The organism is Arthrobacter sp. STN4 (genome assembly GCF_024539665.1).
In the GTDB taxonomy this organism is placed as follows: domain Bacteria; phylum Actinomycetota; class Actinomycetes; order Actinomycetales; family Micrococcaceae; genus Specibacter.
In genome coordinates this window covers 107,633-128,810 of record NZ_JAKZGX010000009.1, presented here as the reverse complement: position 1 = coordinate 128,810, position 21,178 = coordinate 107,633, and the positions used below count along the sequence as shown (strand labels likewise).

22 protein-coding genes and 1 pseudogene are annotated in these 21,178 nt (G+C 64.2%); 14 read left to right on the top strand and 9 right to left on the bottom strand.

Going from position 1 to position 21,178, the window contains the following annotated elements:
- Nucleotides 1-178 precede the first annotated feature (178 nt).
- The 4 genes from MMF96_RS09315 to MMF96_RS09300 all read left to right on the top strand — a co-directional run bounded on the left by MMF96_RS09315 (nucleotide 179) and on the right by MMF96_RS09300 (nucleotide 2,140).
- Nucleotides 179-370 carry a hypothetical protein gene (locus tag MMF96_RS09315; RefSeq protein ID WP_256883373.1) on the top strand — a complete coding sequence of 64 codons (192 nt, stop codon included), beginning with the start codon at nucleotides 179-181 and terminating at the stop codon, nucleotides 368-370.
- Between the two features lie 9 nt (nucleotides 371-379).
- Nucleotides 380-592, top strand: a complete 213-nt coding sequence (locus MMF96_RS09310) for a reverse transcriptase N-terminal domain-containing protein (protein WP_256883372.1) — start codon at nucleotides 380-382, stop codon at nucleotides 590-592.
- A 26-nt stretch (nucleotides 593-618) separates the two neighbouring features.
- Nucleotides 619-930: a hypothetical protein gene (locus MMF96_RS09305; protein ID WP_256883371.1), complete on the top strand. Its 312-nt coding sequence runs from the start codon at nucleotides 619-621 to the stop codon at nucleotides 928-930.
- A 790-nt stretch (nucleotides 931-1,720) separates the two neighbouring features.
- Nucleotides 1,721-2,140: a hypothetical protein gene (locus MMF96_RS09300; protein WP_256127759.1), complete on the top strand. Its 420-nt coding sequence runs from the start codon at nucleotides 1,721-1,723 to the stop codon at nucleotides 2,138-2,140.
- Between the two features lie 206 nt (nucleotides 2,141-2,346).
- On the opposite strand, the gene MMF96_RS19880 is transcribed toward MMF96_RS09300, so the two are convergent.
- From MMF96_RS19880 to MMF96_RS09280, 5 genes and pseudogenes are all read right to left on the bottom strand, one after another.
- Entirely contained in the window at nucleotides 2,347-2,589 is a 243-nt protein-coding gene (locus MMF96_RS19880) for a zf-HC2 domain-containing protein (protein ID WP_375141417.1), read from the bottom strand.
- A 24-nt stretch (nucleotides 2,590-2,613) separates the two neighbouring features.
- A complete protein-coding gene (locus MMF96_RS09295; RefSeq protein WP_256883370.1) occupies nucleotides 2,614-2,808 on the bottom strand; it encodes a hypothetical protein in 195 nt (64 codons plus the stop codon).
- A gap of 247 nt (nucleotides 2,809-3,055) precedes the next feature.
- Nucleotides 3,056-3,475, bottom strand: a complete 420-nt coding sequence (locus tag MMF96_RS09290; RefSeq protein WP_256883369.1) for a hypothetical protein — start codon at nucleotides 3,473-3,475, stop codon at nucleotides 3,056-3,058.
- A 590-nt stretch (nucleotides 3,476-4,065) separates the two neighbouring features.
- Nucleotides 4,066-4,854 (bottom strand): SDR family oxidoreductase, encoded by a 789-nt coding sequence (locus tag MMF96_RS09285; RefSeq protein WP_256883368.1) that lies wholly within the window; start codon nucleotides 4,852-4,854, stop codon nucleotides 4,066-4,068.
- Nucleotides 4,851-5,753 (bottom strand): annotated as a pseudogene (locus MMF96_RS09280) (helix-turn-helix transcriptional regulator); the annotation flags it as partial. The gene MMF96_RS09285 and the pseudogene MMF96_RS09280, both read right to left, overlap by 4 nt.
- A 72-nt stretch (nucleotides 5,754-5,825) precedes the next feature.
- Here MMF96_RS09280 and MMF96_RS09275 point away from each other — a divergent pair.
- The 10 genes from MMF96_RS09275 to MMF96_RS09230 all read left to right on the top strand — a co-directional run bounded on the left by MMF96_RS09275 (nucleotide 5,826) and on the right by MMF96_RS09230 (nucleotide 15,268).
- Nucleotides 5,826-7,286 carry an MFS transporter gene (locus MMF96_RS09275; RefSeq protein ID WP_256883367.1) on the top strand — a complete coding sequence of 487 codons (1,461 nt, stop codon included), beginning with the start codon at nucleotides 5,826-5,828 and terminating at the stop codon, nucleotides 7,284-7,286.
- Between the two features lie 156 nt (nucleotides 7,287-7,442).
- On the top strand, nucleotides 7,443-8,411 hold the full coding sequence (locus MMF96_RS09270) for an aldo/keto reductase (RefSeq protein WP_256883366.1): 969 nt from the start codon (nucleotides 7,443-7,445) through the stop codon (nucleotides 8,409-8,411).
- 66 nt (nucleotides 8,412-8,477) lie between these two features.
- The gene (locus MMF96_RS09265) at nucleotides 8,478-9,509 is read left to right on the top strand and encodes a zinc-dependent alcohol dehydrogenase family protein (RefSeq protein WP_176616093.1); all 1,032 of its coding nucleotides are present in this window, start codon (nucleotides 8,478-8,480) and stop codon (nucleotides 9,507-9,509) included.
- A gap of 18 nt (nucleotides 9,510-9,527) precedes the next feature.
- On the top strand, nucleotides 9,528-10,409 hold the full coding sequence (locus MMF96_RS09260) for an aldo/keto reductase (RefSeq protein WP_256883365.1): 882 nt from the start codon (nucleotides 9,528-9,530) through the stop codon (nucleotides 10,407-10,409).
- 35 nt (nucleotides 10,410-10,444) lie between these two features.
- Nucleotides 10,445-11,473 (top strand): aldo/keto reductase, encoded by a 1,029-nt coding sequence (locus tag MMF96_RS09255; RefSeq protein WP_256883364.1) that lies wholly within the window; start codon nucleotides 10,445-10,447, stop codon nucleotides 11,471-11,473.
- Nucleotides 11,470-11,832: a nuclear transport factor 2 family protein gene (locus MMF96_RS09250; RefSeq protein WP_256883363.1), complete on the top strand. Its 363-nt coding sequence runs from the start codon at nucleotides 11,470-11,472 to the stop codon at nucleotides 11,830-11,832. The genes MMF96_RS09255 and MMF96_RS09250 overlap by 4 nt, the downstream gene beginning before the upstream one ends.
- Before the next feature lie 60 nt (nucleotides 11,833-11,892).
- Entirely contained in the window at nucleotides 11,893-13,473 is a 1,581-nt protein-coding gene (locus tag MMF96_RS09245) for a Na+/H+ antiporter (RefSeq protein ID WP_256883362.1), read from the top strand.
- Nucleotides 13,474-13,517: 44 nt separating this feature from the next.
- Entirely contained in the window at nucleotides 13,518-13,766 is a 249-nt protein-coding gene (locus MMF96_RS09240) for a carboxymuconolactone decarboxylase family protein (protein ID WP_256883361.1), read from the top strand.
- Nucleotides 13,767-13,776: 10 nt separating this feature from the next.
- On the top strand, nucleotides 13,777-14,178 hold the full coding sequence (locus MMF96_RS09235; protein WP_256883384.1) for a cupin domain-containing protein: 402 nt from the start codon (nucleotides 13,777-13,779) through the stop codon (nucleotides 14,176-14,178).
- A gap of 814 nt (nucleotides 14,179-14,992) precedes the next feature.
- A complete protein-coding gene (locus MMF96_RS09230) occupies nucleotides 14,993-15,268 on the top strand; it encodes a hypothetical protein (RefSeq protein ID WP_256883360.1) in 276 nt (91 codons plus the stop codon).
- A gap of 131 nt (nucleotides 15,269-15,399) precedes the next feature.
- Here the strand turns inward: MMF96_RS09230 and MMF96_RS09225 are convergent, their stop codons facing one another.
- From MMF96_RS09225 to MMF96_RS09210, 4 genes are all read right to left on the bottom strand, one after another.
- A complete protein-coding gene (locus MMF96_RS09225) occupies nucleotides 15,400-15,921 on the bottom strand; it encodes a universal stress protein (protein ID WP_256883359.1) in 522 nt (173 codons plus the stop codon).
- A gap of 324 nt (nucleotides 15,922-16,245) precedes the next feature.
- A complete protein-coding gene (locus MMF96_RS09220; protein ID WP_256883358.1) occupies nucleotides 16,246-18,495 on the bottom strand; it encodes a transglycosylase domain-containing protein in 2,250 nt (749 codons plus the stop codon).
- A gap of 151 nt (nucleotides 18,496-18,646) precedes the next feature.
- Complete coding sequence (gene lgt / locus MMF96_RS09215; RefSeq protein ID WP_256883383.1) at nucleotides 18,647-19,549, bottom strand: prolipoprotein diacylglyceryl transferase; 903 nt, start codon at nucleotides 19,547-19,549, stop codon at nucleotides 18,647-18,649.
- Nucleotides 19,550-19,685: 136 nt separating this feature from the next.
- Entirely contained in the window at nucleotides 19,686-21,152 is a 1,467-nt protein-coding gene (locus MMF96_RS09210; RefSeq protein WP_256883357.1) for a DHA2 family efflux MFS transporter permease subunit, read from the bottom strand.
- Nucleotides 21,153-21,178: the final 26 nt, after the last annotated feature.

The following is a 21,178-nucleotide window of genomic DNA, read 5'->3' as shown; positions in this document are numbered from 1 at the left end:
GTGGGACAAGGAGGCGGAACGTTCCATACGGAATGGCCAACAAAATTGAGACAGTTCCTACCCCATCCGTCTCAATTTATCTGGCCTCTTCCCACGTCAACATGGCCAACTAAATTGAGACAGGACATTTCCGGGCCCGTAAGGGTTGCTGACGTGGGGCAGGTGAGTCTTTGGAGAGATGAAGATGGCAGCCTTGTTGCTTGCGGATATGTTAGGTCCCCCGGACGGTGAAGCGGTGACCCCTGTCGCTGTTTCCATGGCCAGAGTGAACGGACCGCAAGACGATGACTTCGATTGGGACTCGATTTCCTGGGCCACGATCGAGGACGACGTACGGCGGTTGCGACAACGGATTTTCAAGGCGTCGTAGGTTGGGGTTTTGAAGAAGGTCCGAAACCTGCAAAAACCGATGTTGCGCAGCCGTTCCAACACGCTTCATAGCGTGCGACGGGTGACGCAGCACAATGCTGGCCGCAAGACGGCAGGCATCGACGGGGAAGTTGCTTTGACTTCCCTGGCCAGGGCGACGCTGGCGGTTGAAGTTCATCGTCATACGGTGCCTTGGCGGGCCTTGCCGGTCAAGCGGGTGTAACCGGAGTCAATGACAGGGGGACCAGCATGGCTTCAACAAGTGGCGTGAAGTACGCGACGAGGGCTGTCAAGACGGTTCGCGGCATGGCGGCCAGGACGACGGCCAAGATGGAAAAAGAGGGCTGGGAGTTCGTCTCTCTAACCCAGGGGACAGTGCGGTCGGAGATGATCTTCCGCCGCCCGAAGCCAGGGATCAAGTGGAAGCCGATCGGGATCGGCGGTGGCCTGCCCGCCCTCCTGGTCATCGTGCCGCGCCCATTATCAATGCGCTTGGTGGCGGGGATGGTCGAAGCGGCAAGGCCGAGGGCTGGCCGTCGCCAACTCCGGCTCAGGTTGTGACAACCCAGGCAAGCACGCCATCAGTCGCGCCAGTGCGCGCGGAACCCGTGGTTACAGGCATCACAGTCGATGAGTTGCCGGACAAACCCAATTCGGCCAGGATGGGTGGACTTAAGGTTGGGGACCAGATGCAGCTGACTGGCGAACTGGTCATGTCCGGGCTTTGGATGACCGGGCGGCCGGCGGGTTCACCGTCTTGCTAAAAGCCCAAGGGGAGCCCGGGACCTGCCCGTGTTCGTTAAAGAATCAGATGCCACCGGATGGAAAGACGGTAGAAGGGTCCAGATGAATTTGGAAGTCGGCGAGGCGACGATCAAGGGTGAGACCACAGATGGCTGGCTCCGGGCCGTGCCCGACAGGACGATCCCGTAGTTCGGCAGCTGCACCGGTACCACCACCAGCGGGAGGTGTATTGGATGGCGGAGGGATGGTTCAAAGCGAAGGATGCTCCACCTTGAACCAGCTTCCGAGCTGGCGCCTGCGCCGGCGCCGCATGACACCCTGGTGGCCGGCAGGGGTCCTGGCCGGTGCGGGGGTTCCGGGATCACCTGCTTCGGCTGAAGGGGTGATCCGAAATGTATCTGAACCCTGGTTGAACTGCGCGGGCGGCTACGTCGTGTGTTGATCATGGAGCCGTCTGGGTTCCACTAAGGCGAACGGAGAACCGGCCATGAAACTTCACGTCAGAGTTGGGGTTGCCCTCAGCGCGGTGGCCCTGGCTGCCTTGACAGCTTGCGGCAGTACCGCCGCACCAGGAACTAATTCCGCCCCAGTGGGCTCGTCGAGCTCCATGTCATCCACTTCCGCCAACGGCGGCCTGCACACGGCCAGCACGGACTTGGGCACCATCCTGGTCAACGGTGCGGGAATGACCGTCTATTTCTACGGTCCCGACAAGGCGGGGGAAACCTCCAGCGCCTGCACCGGACCCTGCGCCAGCCTGTGGCCGGCGGTCAGCACGACGTCGGCCGCTCCCACCATCATGGGCGTCACCGGAAAGGTGGGAACCATTACCGGTGTGGATGGGGCGAAGCAGGTCACCTTGAACGGGCTGCCGCTGTACACCTACGCGGCTGACCAAAAGCCAGGGGACACCACCGGCCAGGGCTATGGGGGCATTTGGTGGGTGGTTGGCACCAACGGGGCCAAGATCACCTCTGCACCGGCCGCGACCTCGACGGCGCCGGCGCAGGGTGGCGGCGGTTACTGACACAGGAGTGCACCACATGCCGGCTACAGGGAACTGCGCCTGACAGCGTGGCTCCCTGCAGTCTCGGATGTTCAGCAGAACCATGGAATGTGCTGGGGTGCTTGTGGTTGCTGACGGCGTCAGCCCGCTGCCGGGACCGGAATTCCGGCTGGCCATCATCGCATTCACCCCGGCAGTGGATCCCATCACCGGCCCATATTTTTGGTTCACTGGCTCGCTGGCGTCCAGGGAAGCGGAAGCCTGGGAGGTGGGCGGGCTAATTTATGTACCCCCGGGAAAGGCTGGCCAGGGTTCCGGACGGCCGCCGTCGTACCGGCCAGGACAACCGCGGCAGCCGCGGTGGCGGGCCCCAACATGCCCGGCATCCCGGTTGGCCCGGCCACCTGGCGGCGGCAGGCCGAACAGTGCGCAAGGTGTTCCTCGTAGTCGCGGCGCTCAGCAGTGGACAGGGAGCCGGACCCACAGGCCGCAAGCTACAGGACCGAATCGCCTGAAGCGTCCATCACCGGCTCCCCACAGTGCAGCCGGGACTTCACTGTTCCCGCCAGGAGATCCAGCGCCATCGCAATCGCGGCGGTTTCCGCGCCGGCGTAATAGGACAGCTGGATCACCTCGCGATGTTCTGTGCTGGGAGCCTCCAGCACGTCCCCGACCAGACCGGCATCCACAACCCGATCGGTATGCCCGGCGGAGGGAACCTCCGGCAACTGGTCCGTGCCGAAGCAATGCCGGCGCCGGGCATTGCGCCAATCATCAATGACCAGGTTCCTTGCCCCCGTGAAAGCCCGGCACGCAGTGCCGATGGATCCTGCGCCAAAAGCTGAGGATGCCGCCAGACGGGCAATGGGGCCTCCGGATCGATGTCCTCCGCCTGAAGCTTTACGCACCATGGACCAGCAGGCAATAGCTGCTTGATTAACCGTGGCCGCCGTGGGGGCGCGGCTTCAACAAGCCGAGGAGTGCCAGGACGGCGCCTGCCGCTTCGGCAATTGCGCTGAGGGATTTTTGAAAATACCAGACGGGCTCATACATGGCCGGAACCGGACCGAACGCAGGGACATTTACGTACCGGTACAAGAGGACAAGGAAGACTCCGCCACCGGCGACGATCACAGCCGCAGCATAAGCCGGTCGGCTGCCGCGTACGAGGACGTACAGCCCGACGAGGATCGCAATCGTGGCCTCAATACGGAACAGGGTGCCTTGCCCGATGCCTGCCGGAACGGCCAGTTGGTAATAGGCGGCCAGCTGCAGGTGCACGGTTGCGTCGATAGCCAAGGCTCCGGCAACCAGCAGCCGAAGCACGATGTCCAGCGCACCTTTGGGAGATTTCATCTCTGCCCTTCCCTGGAACAGTGGTTCTCGCGCTTTCCTTGGTCATTGTCAACGTGTGTCGAGGAGCGACATTGGCAGTGTCCGGATTGCAGGACCCCGTCAGCTGTTATTACGGGGCAGGAAATCATCCGGTTCAATACTTGAACCGGATGGCCCCAGATCGACCGGAGCTGATGGGCTGCCCGGTGGTCGCATTCGTCGCTGGAGCCAGGGGCACGCAAGCTGTTGAGCGCAGCCGGTAGGCGCATGGCCGGGTAATCCAATTTCCCTGCCCGGATATCGTGCCAGTCACGTGCCTTGGTTCGGCGACCTGGATGGATTTCGGTGCAAATCGGCCAACCACGGTGCCATGGCGGGCCATGGTCATTCCCGCCAACGCGCTTTCCACCTTTGCCGAGAGTCGTTGATGGGCCCGCGTTTCGGGACACAATGGTTTCGAGACACTGAGCCTGTTGAGGGAGGAGCCGGACGCCGGTGAGGTGTATCGTCTGCGGACCGAGTGGGGGCGGCCAGGCCTTGCGCATCGCGGACCGTCCTGGACGGTTTCGGGCATGCGGGGCCCGGTCTTCACTTCTGAAGAGGGCCAGGGGCTACGGTTCCCTTTTATTGTTTCCTGCGGAGATGGTGGCGAGGTCCTGTCGGAACGTTTCTGGTTCATTGGTGACGGAGAGGTTGACGTTGTCTTCGGCGGCGTCGAGTGGTCCTTCCGGGTCTGCTGTCAAGGAGTCGAAGACTGCGGTGAGGTCGTCTTGTTCCGGTCCGTGGTCCGCGATGAGTTCGAGGGTTTTGTGGTCGGCGGCGTCGATGCGCAGGCTGTCGATGAGGACGCGGGCGATCTGGTCCCGGGCGATGACGCCGTCAGCGGGTGAGCCAGCCTGTCGTTTGTCGCCCTGGAGCATGATGATCTTCCGCTGATCGGGTTGGTTGTAGTCGAACCACCCCGGGCGCACGATCGAGTAGGGGTTGCCGCTGGCCCGGACGAGCCGCTCGCTTCGGAGCTTCCAGGTAGCGTAGGCGACTCCCGGTCGCGTAGTGCCGATGGCTGTCATGAGGGCGATCCGGACCCGCCGGCCACGCAGGGCCTTGAGGACGTTGGCGACGCCGGCGTAGTCGTTATCCCGCACGTCGCGTTCACTGGTGGTGGAACCGTGGGTGAAGACAATTGCGTCCACCTCCTGGACAACCGCGGCAAGGGTTTTGGGAAGGGTCAGGTCGCCGACGACGAGTTCGACGCCGTCGGGGAGGATTTTGGCGGCGCGGGCCTTGTCGCGGACGAGGGCCCGCACGGTGTAGCCCTGCCGTATCGCTTCGGCTGCGGCATATCGGCCGATGCTGCCGGTGGCACCGGCAATCAATACCGTTGACGGGTGGTTTGTCATCGTTTCCCCTTGACAGTGGCTTCTGTTGTTTCGCGCTGTGTGGCCGCCCAGCTGGCGAGGAGTTTCAGTGCGTCTTCTGAGGGTGTGCTGGGGTCGGCCGTGTAGACGTTGATGCGCAGTCCCGGGTCGGCGGGAAGTTCCATGGCCTCGTAGCTCAGGTCCAGGTCACCGACGATCGGGTGATGCAGGCGTTTGCGGCCGGTGCGGTGGTATTTCACATCGTGGCGGGCCCATCGGGTGCGGAACTCTTCGCTGCGGGTCGAGAGTTCACCGACCAGGTCGGTGAGGTCTTTGTCGTAGGGGTTTTTCCCGGCGGCGGACCGCAGGACAGCGACGACGTCGTCAGCGGCCCGCTCCCAGTCGATGAAGAATTCGCGTGCTTTCGGGTCCAGGAAGGTGAACCGCGCGCTGTTCGGCGTAGCGGCACCTTCTTTCATCATGTCCAGGTATAGTGCCCGGCCCAGCTCGTTGGCGGCGAGGACATCCCCGCGGTCATTGCGTACCCAGGCCGGCGCCGTCGCGATGGCATCGACGACGCGTTGCACGCTCGGGCGGACTGTGAGCGGGCTACGCTTGCGCCGGACCCTGGGAGAAGCGGTCGCGGCGCGGGCCAGGTCGAAAAGGTGGGCCGTTTCGGCGTCGTCAAGTTTCAAGGCGCGTCCGAGGGCTTCGAGGACGCTGTCGGAGGCGCCGGAGAGGTTTCCGCGTTCAAGGCGGATGTAGTAGTCGATGCTCATGCCGGCGAGCATGGCAACTTCCTCGCGGCGCAGTCCGGTGACGCGGCGGTTGCCGCCATAGGCCGGAAGCCCGGCTTCCTCGGGCGTGATCCTTGCACGGCGGGAGCTGAGGAACTTCCGTACGTCGTCGCTGTGTGTCATGGTAGCCACGCTACGCCGCCGTCGCGTGCGGAGGGAGGGACTGTCATTACCCGGAACGTCAGTGACTCCCGGACCCTAAGAATGCACGGTTGCATGGAGAACATGAAACCGGCACCCACCACCGCCCCGCATCCGGGAGCGATCCTGGCGATCATCCTCGCCAGCTACTTCATGATCCTGCTGGACAACTCGGTGATCTTCACCGCGCTGCCCAGCCTCCAAGCCGAGCTGCGGCTGGGCACCAGTGGGCTTTCCTGGGTCCAGGACGCCTACACCTTGGTGTTCGGCGGGCTGCTGCTCCTCGGCGCGAGGGCTGGTGACCTGCTGGGCCGGCGGCGTGTGTTCGTGTTCGGGCTGGTGGTGTTCTCCATCGCGTCACTGTTGATCGGCCTGGCCCCGGCGGGCTGGTGGGCGATCGCCGGTCGTGCCGTGCAGGGTATCGGGGCTGCGGTCGTTGCGCCCGCGTCGCTGTCGTTGCTGACGGCAAGCTTCCCGGAAGGCCGTGAGCGCACCCGGGCCGTGTCCCTCTACGGTGCGACTGCCGGGATCGGTGCCAGCCTCGGGCTGGTGATCGGCGGCGCGCTCGCCCATTGGATTTCGTGGCGGGCCGGGTTCTTCGTCAACGTGCCGATCGGCGTGGCGATGATCGCCCTGGCCCCCAGGTTTCTTCCGGAAACCGGTCGGGTGACCGGACGCTTCGACGTGGGCGGGGCGCTGGCTGCGACCCTCGGCGTGGGTGCACTGGTATTTGGGATCATTGACTCTGCGGCAGTGGGCTGGACCTCGTTGGTCACCGTTACGGCCGTGGGCGCCGGCGTCGTATTCCTGGTCGTGTTTGTGCTGATCGAACGCAGGGCGGCGCAGCCGATCATGCCATTGCGGCTGTTCGCGAGCCGCCGTCGCACTGGCGCGTATGTGGCACGCTTCCTCTACCTCGGTGCGATGATCGGGTTCTTCTTCTTCACCACCCAATTCATGCAGGAAGTCCTTGGCTTCGACCCGCTGCAGGCCGGCCTCGGATTCCTGCCCATGACCGCCGTGAACTTCGCCGTCGCGATGAGCATTCCGCCGCTGGCCAGGCGGATGTCGGGCTCGGTTGCCCTGCTGGCCGGGATCCTGGTCACCCTCGCAGGGATGTTCTGGCTCAGCCGCGCCGGTGTCGACTCCAGCTACTGGGCGGGCGTTGCCCTGCCGATGGTCCTCATTGGCGCCGGCCAGGGGTTTGCCTTCGCGCCCCTGACCTCATTTGGAATTATTGGTGCCCCTGCGCCTGATGCCGGCGCGGCTTCGGGACTGGTGAACACCTTCCACCAGGTTGGTACCTGCCTGGGGCTCGGCATAGCGGTCGCGGCCGCAGCCACCGTTCCCAGCGGAGGCCCCGAGACGGCGCACCTGGCCGCCCAGGTCAGCACCGCACTCACCACAGGCAGCGTCCTCCTTTTCCTGGCCCTGGTCACCACAGCGGCCCTCATCCTGCCCGCAGATCTTGCGGTCCGGCGAGTCGGGAAAACATGGACGGCCGCGCCCGTGCCGGAGGCTGGGCCGGCCCGCTGATCTGAATGAGACCCGGTCCCCGGGGGCCCGGACAACTACACGCATCCACTTTCTCTGCCTCCTTCACTCCCGAATCCACGCGTTCAGCACCAGAAAGGAAATTGCAAAGAAAACACGCAAGCTCGGCGACGGCCTTGAGACATCGGCCTCGGTTGCATGGGGTTGAGCCTTGGTCTTGGCCCCGCTACCGACCGGTCCGAGGCCCTTGCGGTGGTCCGGTCTGCCGTCGAACGCGGCGTCACCTTGTTCGACACCGCCGAAGGCTACGGCCCCTACACTAACGAAGGGCTGGTCGGCGAAGCGCTGCAGCCCATCCGCGACGGCGTCCTGGTGGCCACCAAGTTCGGGTTTGACATCAACGCCAATGGGGAAACAGTTGGACTTAGCAGCCGCCCGGGACACCTTCGGAAGGTGGTGGAGGCGTCGCTGCGCCGGCTGCGCACCGATCACATCGACGTGCTGTACCAGCACCGGGTCCATCCGGACGTCCCGATGGAGGACGTCGCCGGCACCGTCAAGGAGCTCATCGCTGATGGCAAGGTGCGCCACTTTGGCCTGTCCGAGGCGAGCGAGACAAGCATCTGCCGCGCACATGCCGTCCAACCGGTCGCCGTCATCCAGGGCCATTACTCACTGTGGATGCGGGAACCGGAAACCAAGAAGCCCGGGGCCTGCCAAGGGGTGCGGATCGGGCTGGTCGCCTGGGGTCCGCTCGGCCAGGGATTCCTCACCGGCGGCATCACCCGGGACATGAGGTTCGACAACCCTGATGATCTCCGCGCGGACTTCCCGCGCTTTACGTCGGAGGCACTTCAGGCGAACTTCGCCGTCGTCGACTTCCTCGAGGACTTCGGAGCCGAAAAAAGCACCTCCCCGGCGCAACTGGAGCTGGCCTGGCTCCTGGCCCAGAAACCGTGGGTCGTTCCGATCCCCGGCGGCACCCGCCTGGCCCACCTGGACGACAACCTGCCCGCGGCCGAACTCGAACTCACCGCATCTGACCTGCACCGGATCAACCAAGCCCTAGGCGCCCTCGACCTCGTCGGGGCACCGCTGATTGGCCAGCCCCGACCCTCATCGAAACCGACCGCTGAACCAACACACCTGCCTTCATGGGGGTACTGACAGGCACTCCCAAGTGGTCCGTGCCCGGTGTTCACTGGAACCGACAACACAGTAAGGAAACCCACCATGCGAGCAACACTGATGTACGGCGCAGGAGACGTGCGCGTCGAAACCGTTCCCCATCCCACCATCCAGGAACCCACCGACGCTATCGTGCGCATCGTCGCCGGCTGCATCTGCGGCAGCGACCTCTGGCCCTACGGCGCCAAACCCGAAACCTCCGAAGGAGCCCGGATGGGGCACGAGTTCGTCGGCGTCGTCGAAGAACTCGGCTCCGCGGTGACAGGACTGTCGATCGGCGACTTCGTCATCGCGCCGTTCGTCGCCTCCGACGGCACCTGCGATTTCTGCAAGGAAGGACTGCAGACCTCCTGCCGCCACGGTGCCCACTGGGGCGGCCACGACGACGGCGGCCAAGGCGAATACGCGCGGGTCCCGCAGGCCTCAGGAACCCTCGTCTCAGTACCCGCCGGGTTCGACGAGAACCTGATCCCGTCCCTGCTGAGCCTCTCCGATGTCATGTCCACCGGATACCACGCAGCCAGGAAGGCCGGCATCCAGCCCGGCCAGGGCGTTACCGTGATCGGTGACGGCGCAGTGGGCCTCTGCGCCATCCTCTCCGCCAGGCTCATGGGTGCTTCCCGCATCATCCTCATGGGCCGCCACCAGGCCCGTACCGACCTCGGCCGTGAATTCGGCGCCACCGACGTGGTGGCCGAGCGCGGCGAGGAAGGCATCGCCAAGGTCCGGGAACTCACCAACGGTGACGGCACCCATGCCGTACTCGAAGCCGTGGGCCTCAAGCCCGCACTCGAGATGGCGATCGGCGTCGTCCGCGATGGAGGGGTCATCAGCCGCGTCGGAGCCCCGCAGTTCGCCGAAGTTCCGCTCGGATTCGCCGACTTCATGCGCAACATCACGCTCACCGGCGGCGTCGCACCCGCCAGGGCCTACATCGAGGAACTCCTGCCGCTCGTGCTCGACGGCACCATCGAACCCGGCAGGGTCTTCGATCGCACCATCGGCCTGGACGATGTCCCGGCCGGCTACCAAGCCATGGCCGACCGCGACGCACTCAAAGTGCTCGTCCGCCCCTAACCAAAGGACCAAAACCTCATGGACATCACACTCAACAACGGCACCACCATGCCGGCCCTCGGGCTCGGCGTCTTCCAAAGCCCGCCCGAAGAAACAACGGCCGCGGTCGAAGCCGCCCTGGCTGCCGGTTACCTGCACATCGACACCGCCGCCGCCTACGGCAACGAACGAGAGGCGGGCGACGGCATCCGCAGGTCCGGGCTCGACCGGTCTGACGTGTTCATCGAAACCAAGGTCTGGGTCAGCGACTACGGTTACGACAAAACGCTGCACGCCTGGGAGAAGGCGGTCAGCAAGCTCCGCGTCGACTACCTGGATCTGCTGATCCTGCACCAGCCGGTGCCGGGCCGCTTCGAGAAAACCATCGCCGCGTACCAGGCGCTGGAGACCCTGCTCGCCGACGGGCGCGTCCGCGCGATCGGCGTCAGCAACTTCATGCCGCACCACCTGGCGCAGCTGCTCGCAGCAACCGACGTCATCCCGGCGGTGAACCAGGTGGAGCTGCACCCTTACTTCACCCAGCCGGATGTCCGGGCGGCCGACGCCGAACACGGCATCCTCACGCAGGCCTGGTCGCCGATCGGCGGCATCACCTTCTACCCCGGCTGGGGCGAGGAAAGGAAGAACGTCATGCAAGACCCGGCCATCGCCGCGATCGCTGAAGCGCATGGCAAGACGCCCGCGCAGGCCATGCTGCGCTGGCACCTGCAGCAAGGCCGCTCAGCCATCCCCAAATCGACCAACCCGGCACGGATCGTGGAGAACTTCGACGTCTTCGACTTCGACTTGTCTTTGGACGAGCTGGCGGCCATCGACGCGCTGCACACCGGAGTCCGCAACGGCCCCGACCCGGACGCCTCCCGCGACCAGTGGTTCGATGTGTCCATTCCCGAAGCCTAAGCACGACAGAACCAGACCAGAGAGAAGGAAGCAGCATGGAATACCGCTCGCTTGGCCGCACCGGAGTCAAAGTCAGCCCGTTGTGCCTGGGTGCGATGATGTTCGGCCCTTGGGGTAACGCGGACCGCGCTGACAGCATACGCATCATCCACCGCGCCCTTGATGCAGGGATCAATTTCGTCGACACCGCCGACGTCTACTCCGGCGGGGTGTCCGAGGATATCGTCGGGCAGGCGCTGGAAGGCAGGCGTGATGACGTTTTCCTCGCCACCAAGTTCGTCATGCCCATGAACCAGGATGACCCCAACGAGCGTGGCGGCTCCCGCCGGTGGATCATCCGTGAGGTGGAGAACTCCCTGCGCCGGCTGAAGACCGATTACATCGACCTGTACCAGGTGCACCGGCCCAGCCCGGACACGGACGTGGAGGAAACCCTTGGCGCGCTCACCGACCTGGTCCGTCAGGGCAAGGTCCGGTACATCGGGTCCTCGTCCTACTCCGGATCCCAGATCGTCGAAGCCCAGTGGGCGTCCCGGGAGCGGCATCTGGAACGGTTCGTTACCGAACAGCCGCCCTATTCGATTCTGGTCCGCGGCATCGAGGAGGACGTCCTGCCCACGGTGCAGCGCCACGGCATGGGCACCCTCACCTACAGCCCGCTTAGCGGGGGATGGCTCTCGGGTCGGTGGCGAAAGGACTCCGCGTCCGCACCCACCTCAAGCGCCCGGCCGAATGCCCGCTTCGATATGACCCGCCCCGCCAACCAGCGCAAGCTGGACATCGTGGAGGACCTGGCTCTTCTGGCCGAAGAGACCGGGCTGACACTGATCGAACTGGCCATCTCGTTCGCGATCAACCACCCTGGCGTCACCTCCGCCATTGTCGGGCCCCGCACCATGGAACACCTGGAGTCCTACCTTCCGGCCGCGGACACGAAACTCACCGTCGATCTGCTGGACAGGATCGATGATCTGGTCGCCCCGGGCGTCACCGTCAATCCGGAGGACAACAGCTACGGGGCGCATGAACTTACCGCCCGGGCACGCCGGCGGAACCAGTCGTGAGCGACGACTCCATCGGTTCACTTTTCGAAACCATGTGCCAGGCGATGGTGGCCGGTGACATCGCGGAACTGGACAGCCTCCTTGCCGAGGAGTTCACGCTGACCCACATGACCGGTTATGTGCAGTCCAAGGCTGAATGGCTCGACGCCATCGAAACCGGCGAAATGCGGTACCACCGGCTGGAGACAGCCGAGGCACACTCAAGCCCGGAGGGGACCGCACCCGGGCTGACTGCACGGACACTCACCGACGCCACGATTTGGGGATCCAGGGCCACGTGGCGGTTGACGCTCCGCTCCTGGTTTGAGCCACGAGGCGAGGAATGGATCGTCACACGAACGGTCGCATCAACCTGGTAACTCCCCATCAGAACGAAGACACTGCGCCGCATCGGATCACAAGAAAATGAGGAGGACCTGATGGAGGGCTTGGAGACCGTTGTGCTCCTGGGTGTGACGGTGCTTGCCGGTGCCGTATTGGCTCCGCGGCTCCGCGTTGCCGCCCCTTTGCTGCTGCTGGTTTTCGGCCTTCTCCTTGGCTTCGTTCCGCAGCTGCGGCACATCCAGCTGCCACCGGAGACGGTGCTGTTGATCTTCCTCCCCGTCATGCTGTTCTGGGAAAGCCTGACCACCTCACTCCGGTCCATCCGGCGGGACCTGCGTGGCATCGTGTTGCTCAGCACGCTGCTGGTAGTCGCCTCCGCCCTCGTAGTCGCGGGAGTGGCACACCTTCTCGGCCTGCCGTGGAACGCGGCTCTTATCCTCGGGGCGGCCCTCGCGCCTCCCGACGCGACCGCCGTCGCTGCTCTCGGGCGGATGCTTCCGAGCCGGAACTTCATGCTGCTCAAGGCCGAAAGCCTGACAAATGACGGCACCGCCCTGGTACTGTACGCCATCGCCGTGGGCCTGACACTGGGCGGCAACTACACCCTGGTCGATATTGCCGGGTTGTTCGTCCTCTCCTACGCCGGAGGGGCGGCAGCCGGCGTGCTGGTCGCCGGGGCGGCCTATCTGTTCCTGTCCAGGGTACGTGACCCGCTCATCACCAACATTGCACTGCTGATCACCCCCTTCGCTGCTTTCCTGCTCGCTGAAGCCGTAGGAGCCTCGGGCGTGCTGGCCGTTGTGGTGGCCGGGCTGATCATCTCCTTCATATCCAGCCGGATCAGCACAGCAGCATCCCGCCGCCAGATGGAGTCCGCATGGCCCTTGGGATCCTACCTGCTCAACGGAGCCCTGTTCGTCCTCATCGGACTTCAAGTCCAGGCCGCTGTCCACGCGATTGAGCTCCGGAACGTGGGCCGGCTTCTGGTGTCAACAGTTGCCGTGTGGGTCGCGCTCATCGTGATCCGGTTCATCTTCCAAACCCTGAGCATCGCCCTCATCCGGCTCCTGGACCGGAGCCCCTCCCAACGCAAGCGCAGAATGACCTACCGCGCCCGCGTCGTCAGCTCCATCGCGGGCTTCCGCGGAGCAGTGTCCCTGGCCATCGCCCTGTCCGTGCCATCAATACTGAACGACGGCAGCCCTCTCCCCGGACACGGCGACATCATCTTCATCAGCGCCGGGGTGATCGTGCTGACCATGCTCGTGCAGGGACCTCTGCTGCCTGCGGTCGTCCGCTGGGCCCGGCTGCCCGATGAGCCCGAGGAAGAAGAACTGCACCTGGCAGAACTTGCGATCTCCTCCGCAGCCGTCCAAGCCATTGACGACCTCGCGGACCGACTCGGAATCACACCGGAGGTCCAGGACCGCGTCGCGGACGAATACCGAACCCATCATTCAGCGATACAAGCCCTGTACCGCGGCTCTGGCCCGGACGGAACCACACAGTCACACCAGGAAGAACAGACGCTCCGCCACGCCCTGCTCGACACAAAGCGTGAAGTACTCCTCGCCCTGCGCCTCGCCGGAACCGTCGATGACACCGCCGCACGGCGAATCCAAACCAGCCTCGACATCGAAGAACAACGCCTCACCGGCGTCGAGACATACGACTGACACCTCCAGGCAACCACAGCTTCGCAACCGAAAGAAGGATTGACATGGCAGACCAGCCCAAGCAGGTCGGCGGCGGCCAAAAGATGTTCGGCGACTTCGCCCCGAAGCTCGCCGTACTCACTGCCGGAGGAAACACTGAACAATTGGGCTCCCACCTTGCCCGGGCCTTCGACAATGGACTGACCCAGGAGGAGCTCACCGAAGCCATCACCCACGTCACGCTCTACGCCGGCTGGCCCAGGGGCATGTCCGCAATGGGCGTCGCCATGCAAGTCTTCGCGGACAAGAAATAAGGAGGCAATGATGAACATCGAACCCACGGTTCCGACCACAAAGAAACCGCCGGCCCACTTTGCCGGTGACGTGTGGCTTGACCCGATCGCTCTTCCCCACGAGAACGATCAGACGATGGTCGTTGCGACCGTCCGTTTCGCACCCGGAGGACGCACGGCCTGGCACTCGCACCAGTACGGTCAGTATCTGCGTCTCACCCAAGGTGTTGGGCGCTTCGGCACCCGGGACGGAAAGATCATCGAAGTCCACCCCGGCCAGACGCTGTACACTCCGCCCGGCGAAGAGGACTGGCACGCCGCCGCCCCCGGCTGCTTCATGGAATACCTCGCCATGCTCCAAAACGGCGAGGGCCCCGCCAAGACCACCGCCTGGGGCGAGCACATCACCGGCGACGCGTACATCGGTCGCTAACCGCAGCTCGCGATTCGCGGACCAAGAGAAGGCGGAGGTTATCCTGACGAGGACAACCCCTGTGTATCCACCGTTAGTTACGAGACACGCTTGAGCAGCTCGTGCCGAAGCTGATCGGCTACGCACTCGTTTCGACGCGGCAACGTGGTTCAGCCCCTTCGTATGGCGCCATGCCTCCGAACGTGAATTCAAGCAGCCGGAATCCGATCATGAACGTTCTCGGGATCCTGTTGAATGAGACAGCGCGTGATACGACACATACTGGAATATGGCCATGAACACCTTGCCTGCAGCGAAGTCAGACATCGTTCGCAAGTGAGTTGCGCCGAAGCTCGATGGCCAGGAATTAAGGAGCCGGCCCAAGTGCCCCCCTTTGACCGCTTGAGCGGCCCGTAAACCATGTCGGATTACGTAAAAGTGATTGCCGTGGCGCTAAAGGGAGAGCTCTCCCTGCTGAAAAAGGGTAGCGGAATCGCCGGAATTTTTTGACGAATCGGGCGAGTAATTAGGGGAGTTGGTCCCAAAAGGTCCTAGCTTGCGGTATACAACCGCAGGTCAGGACCACATTGTGCCCCGGGCCGGACTCGAACCGGCGGCCAAGAGAAACCCAGGAACCTCATGCCAACAGCCTTCGATTGATGCCAAAGGCCGCTGGTTTTCGGGGGAGTGCGGGACGACAGGGCCCCTTTGACATGCCATGATGTGCGGTTGGGTTTCGTTGAAAAACGTGAGTAAAACGTGACGATGACCTGCAGCACAGCGCCCGAGCTGCTGTTTGGTGGCCGTTTGCAGGTTCATCGGCACAGTGGATGGCATGCCGCTGGTTATCGAGGGCAGGCCGTCGTATGCCAACACACCTTGTCGTCCAGGACGCCGATTCGTTCCGTGCAGCAATCTTCCAAGTGTGGCGGTCAATTCTGATTTTGGTTGGTGGGCTTTTGCTGGGGAGCCAATCATGAATATCAAGGAGTTCTCGGGGGATTTGCTGCGTTTCGGCCTCCGTTTTGTCGTTCCGGTCGGCCTTGATGGGGAGCATTTTCGTGACCCGGCTGCGAACAGTTGGACGTCTGGTGTGCAAAGCGAGTTGTGATCGTTTGCTTGGTCGCGGGTTCGAGAAGCTGACGATCGCAAGAGTTCGCCTCAACTCTTGAGTTCTTCTTGATGTTCCTGTTGTTGGCTGGTTTTCTGGCAGATGTCATGATGTGTAGAAGCCGTCCTCGTTCACCCGTGGGAGTGGAAGTGGTGTTTCATTTCGGGGGAGGGGATGCCCAGTACGGGGACGGGCTGGGTGGTGAGCAGTCGGTGCATGAGGGATCCGGAAGCGAGTTCGTCGACTTTGGCCATGATTCCTGGGCGCCGGGCGCCGATGACGATGGTGGACGCGCCGGTGGCCTGGGCCAGGCGTCCCAAGGCCAGGGCGGGGTCGCCGCCGATGATCCGCATGGCCCATGTCGTGTCGTAGTCGGCGGCTACGGCGCCGAGGGATTCTTTGAGTCGGGCCGCCGCGATGGCGGTGTCATCGTCCGGATCAAGGACTGGATCCAGGGAGATCGGCAGAACCTTGTTGCCAGGGACCCATTCGATGAGGTAGCTGGCTGGATCCACGAATGCTGCGATGAGCGGGGCAGAGAGGCTCTCAGCGAGTTCCAAGGCCCTCATCCACACCGCCGGGTCTTGTCCCGGGATGACGCCGGCGATGACGGGGGAACCGGTAAACCGTGTCATTCCTGCTGACTCGCTCATGATGACTGCTTTCTGTGGCTTTGGTGGCGGCGGTGGACTCGGCAAGGAATCCTGGGATCGAACCATTGGGACAGCCTGCCAATCTCGTCCCCGGGCCCCGGCAGGTCCACCGGGGGCGGATTCTCCGTCGTCCTGTCAAGGGACCGCAGGCCCGTCCAGACCTGGCGCCATTCATTCCACCCCCCCATGGTAACGACGACGCCGGCAACCCGCACGGCATCGTCAGAGGGCGCCTGGACATCACCGCAGGGGGCGCAGTGGCTCCCATGCTGCGCCCGGTTGAGCTGCCTGCACCGGGCTGGGCGCGTGGGTCCGACTTCTTGATTAGTGCTTCTTGGACTTGCCCTTGCCGGGTTTTGTCGTGGGGGCCTGTGCCTGGTGTTGGGTGCCGCTCGTGGGGGGCTGCTGCTGCATGGGCACGCGGCTGCCGGCCAGGGGATTGTTGGTTCCCGCGATCAACGGTGCAGTCTGGCTCAGCATGCTCGCCGGCGGCGCGGTCAGCGGGTTGACCTGATAGGCCGGGTTGCCTGCTGCAGCGTTCATGACCGCGGCCCAGTTCGAGCCGGCCAGCTGGTTGCCGTCGATGCCCGGGTAGTAGACACCGTTGATGGTGATGTCCTGGTTCACCCATTGCGGCCCGTTGCCCTGGTAGCTGCCGAACCAGGCTGCCGTGGCGATACCTGAGTTCGCACCCACGGTCCAGGTTTCGACGTTGCCGTCAGTCGTGCCCGTTTTGGCGAATGCCGTGGCCTTGTCGTTGAGCGGAATGGCGTAGCCGGAACCGTGCACCAGCATGTACTGCAGTGCGTAGGTCACACCTGCAGCAACTTCCTTGGACATGGTCCGCTGGCAGTTCGCAGAGGGCACCGGATAGCTCTTGCCCGTGGAGTCCGTTACTGAGGTCAGGGCGATCGGCTCGCACCGGACCCCACCCGCGGCAAAGGTGGCGTAGGCCGTGGCAAGGTCAATTGGCGCCACATTGTCCGAGCCGATCAAGTTGGAAATGTGGGAGAGGTTGTAGGGCTTGTTGGTGCTGCCTTCCTTCAAGCCGGCGGCCGTCGCCATTTTTTGGATGTTGCAGAAGTCCAGCTGGGTGGCGGTCTGGAACGTGATGGTGTTGATGGAGATGGCCAGGCCCAGGTAGGCGGTCATCGGGTAGTAGTGGTTCGGGTCGTCGTTGGGCAAGAGCGTGGTGCCGCTGGCGGGGTCATAGAAGCCCGTCGTGGTCCCGCAGGAGTTCTTCCATGGGTAGCCCGGCGGGTAGTCGCGGACGGCGCCGTTGATCTTGGTCATCATCGAGTGCCCGGTCCTGAGCCATTCGGCGAAGACAAAGGGCTTGAAGGTGGAGCCGATCTGGAAGCCGCCGGAGCCGTGCAGGGGCAGGCCGTTGGCGTCCTTGAGCGGAAGGGAGAAGTTGCCCATGTAGTTGCCCGGCTTCGTGGCCGGGTTGTACACGGTGTTCTGGGCCATGGTCAGGACCTTGCCGGTGCCCGGCTGGACGCTGACGACGTCGGCGCCGCGCTGCAGCGGGTCGGTGGGGCTCATCGTGTTGTTGACCCGGTCCTGGGCGACCTGCTGCAGCTTCGGGTCCAGGGTGGTCTTGATGGTCAGCCCGCCCTGGTAGAGGAACTTGGCCCGGTCGTCCGGTGTGGCCCCGTAGGCGGAGTTGTTGAGCACCAGCTGCTGGACGTAGTCGCAGAAGTAGGGTGCCATGGCCGCCGCGATGCAGCCCTGGGTCGGCTTGTTCACGTGCAGGGTCAATGCGGCCTTTACAGCGGCGGCATACTGCTTTTGTGTGATCTTTTTTTGCGCAACCATCTTTGCCAGCACCTGGTTGCGCCGGGTCACCACGTTGTCCGGGTGCGCCACCGGGTCGTAGACGGTGGGGCTGTTGACCACGCCAGCCAGCGCGGCGGCCTGGGGCAGTGTCAGGTTCTTCGCGGTCGTGTTGAAGTACAGCTTTGCGGCCGCCTGGATGCCGTAGGCGCCGTTGCCGAAGTAGATGATGTTCAGGTAGCCCTGGAGGATTTGGTCCTTGGAGTACTTCTTCTCCATGGCGATGGCTAGGCGCATTTCCTTGAGCTTGTCGCCTACGGTTTTCTGGGCCCCGAGCTTGACCTGGTTTGACTGTCCTTTGGAGACCAGGTTTTGGATGATGATGTTGTTCACATACTGCTGGGTGATGGTGGACGCGCCCTCGCGCCCGCCCTGGACCGTGGCCACAATGGCGCGCAGGATGCCGGTGGGGTCAATGCCGCCGTGCTGGTAGAACCTGGCGTCCTCGATCGCGACGATGCCGTTCTTGATGTACGGGGACATGTTGGCCAGGGTTACATCGTGTCGGTCCTCGGCATAGAACCTCGCGATCACGGACCCGTCGCTGGCGAGAACTTTTGTGGTCTGGGCGGGTGGGTCAATGTCGAGGGTTCCCGGGAGGTGGTTGAACATGGAGATGGAGTCATCGGCCACCGTGGCTGCCACGGCCGTGGCAGGGGCGAAGAGGCCCGCAACAAGGGCCCCGCAGGCGATGCTGACGACGATCAGGCGCAGCAGCCTGCCCAGGGCACTTGCCATATCGAAGACTGGGCTCTTGGTCGCTTTCATCAGGTGGTGGGCCTTTCAGGATCGTGCCGGCGGGGGGATGTTCGTTGGGCGCCATCACGGGTGGTTGTTGGTGGCCGAATATAAAGGGGTCGGTGGAAAGCCACAGGTGCGTGGCGCGCGCCTACACTCCGGTGTCAGTTCGGGAGTGTTGCGTCTTCGGGGCGCCTGTGGGGCCTGCGGTTGGAAGGAAAGCGGTGGAGCGTGGGCGTGTGCGCAGGAGCATGAATGCTGTTGCTGCGGCCAGGCAGATCAGTCCGGCGACCCAGGTGTTGACCCGAAGGCCGAAGATCAGGTTCGCGTAGTCGGAGCGCATGAGTTCGAAGACGAACCTGCCGGCCGTGTATCCGGCGGCATAGCAGGCGAAGACGGCCCCGGCACCGAGCTTGTAGCGCCGGTCCAGGGCGAGCAGGGCGAGCCCGACGACCAGGCACCAGAGGGATTCGTAAAGGAATGTCGGCTGGTAGTAGCCGAGGATGATCGCGTGGCCTGAGGCGTCCGTGGCGGCGGTTCCGGCGCCTTGGTCCATTTGGTGGATTTGGAGTTTCCAGGGCAGTGTAGTCGGATCGCCGTAGAGTTCGTTGTTGAACCAGTTTCCCCACCGCCCGAGAGCTTGGGCGAAGATGACGCCGGGGGCGACGGCGTCCAGGAAGGCGATCAGGGACACCCCGGCCCGGCGACAGCCTATCCAGGCGCCCACACATCCCAGGGCGATGGCTCCCCAGATGCCCAGGCCACCATCCCAGATAGCGAACGCGTTCCACGGGTTGCGTCCGGGCAGGAAATACAGTTCGGGATCGGTGATGACGTGGTAGAGCCGGCCGCCGATGATGCCGCCGGGAACGGCCCAGAGGCAGACGTCCATGACCTGTCCGGGGCGCCCACCCCGGGCGATCCAGCGCCTGGATCCGAGCCAAATGGCTACCCCAATGCCGGCGATGATGCACAGGGCGTAGAAGTGGATGGTCAGTGGGCCCAGGTGAAAGGCGCTGACCGTCGGGGAGGGTAGGAATGTCTGGTTGGTCATGAGGTGCCGTTCGGTGAGTGAGGGACGCGGCGGGTCGTCATCGTGCACATTGTCATGGTTTGCTGCGGAAACGCTGGGGGTCGGTGGGGCACGGCACCCGACGCAGGTACCGTCGGGTGCCGTGCCCGTGAAGCCTTCAGGACCCGGCCTGCCGCTTGCCGGAGACGGCCAGGATGGCGGCGAGCAAGGCCGTGGCGGCGAACACTGCGATCGCGAGTTCAAATCCGGCAGTGGAAGCGGGGGCGCGTCCGCCGGTTGTTGTGGTACCGGAGGCCAGGACGTAGAGGACGGCTCCGAAGGCCACGCCCAGGGAGGTGCCGACGCCTCGGGTCATGTTCATCACCCCGCTGACCATGCCCGCCTGGTGCGTGTGGCCGGCTGCGGCGACGGTGGCATTGTTGGCCGGAGTGAACAAACCCAGACCCACCCCGATCCCGCCCAACGCGGAACCGGCGAGCCAGAGATTTCCGCCGGAGAAGGCCAGGACCGCCAACGAGGCGGCCGCCAGGGCCATGCCGACGGTAGTGGGGACGCGGGCCCCAAGCCGGTCCGCAAGTGTCCCGGCGACGGGGGCGATCAGTGCCAGTCCGATGGGCAAGATGGTCAACAACAACCCGGCCTGCACCGGGGGCATGGAATGCGCCGCTTCCAAATACAACGGCGTCACGAAGAGCACGCCGAAGAGGACCAGGTAGCTGAGCAGGCCTGTGGTGATGCCGCGGGAGAAGGTGCCAGTCCGGAAGAGTCCCATGTCGACCAGGGGGTGGGGTGCCCGCCGTTCCCAGAGGACGAAAGCGGTGAAAAGTACCAAGGAAGCGGCCAGCAGTGCTGCGACCAGGGGGTTGGCGAATCCGAGCCGTGAGGCCTCGGAGAGGGCCAGCAGGAGTGCGCCGGTTGCTGGCATGAGCAGTAGCAGCCCGGCCCAGTCCAGTCGGACCTTGGGCGCTTTGATGTGGGTGCGGGGGAGCAGGAACCAGCCGAGTACCAGGCCGATGATGCCGGCGGGGATGTTGACGTAGAACACCCAGCGCCAGCCTCCTGCGCCGACGAGGAGTCCGCCGACGGAGGGGCCCATGGCCAGGCCGACTGCCTGGGCTGCGCCTTGCAGGCCGATTGCCTTGCCGAGCTTGCCTGCCGGCATGCTGGTGCGGATCAGTGCGACGCTGTTGGCTTGGAGCATTGCCGCGCCGACTGCCTGGATCGCGCGGGCCACCAGCAGCCAGGTGATGTCCGGGGCCAGGGCGCATCCCAGCGACGCCAGGGTGAAGAGCCCAAAGCCGTAGGTGTACAGGAGCTTGCGGCCGAGCATGTCGGCGAGGCGGCCGATGGCGGAGATGCTGCCTACCAGGACCAGCAGGTAGATCAGGGCGACCCATTCAACCTGGGCCAGGGAGGCGTTCATGTCCGTTTTGATGCTGGGGATTGCCAGCGTCACGATGCTCGCGTCCAGCTGGCCCATGAACGCGCCAATGCACACCGTGGCGACCACAAGCCAGGGCGCCGAGGGCCGGCGACGGACCCAATCGGGCCTGGCGGGCTCACGAAAGAGTCGTTCCCACCACGCTTTTGGACCGGGGACCTCCAGGGCAAGTTGTTCTGACATAGAACTATTCTATGTCAGAAAATATC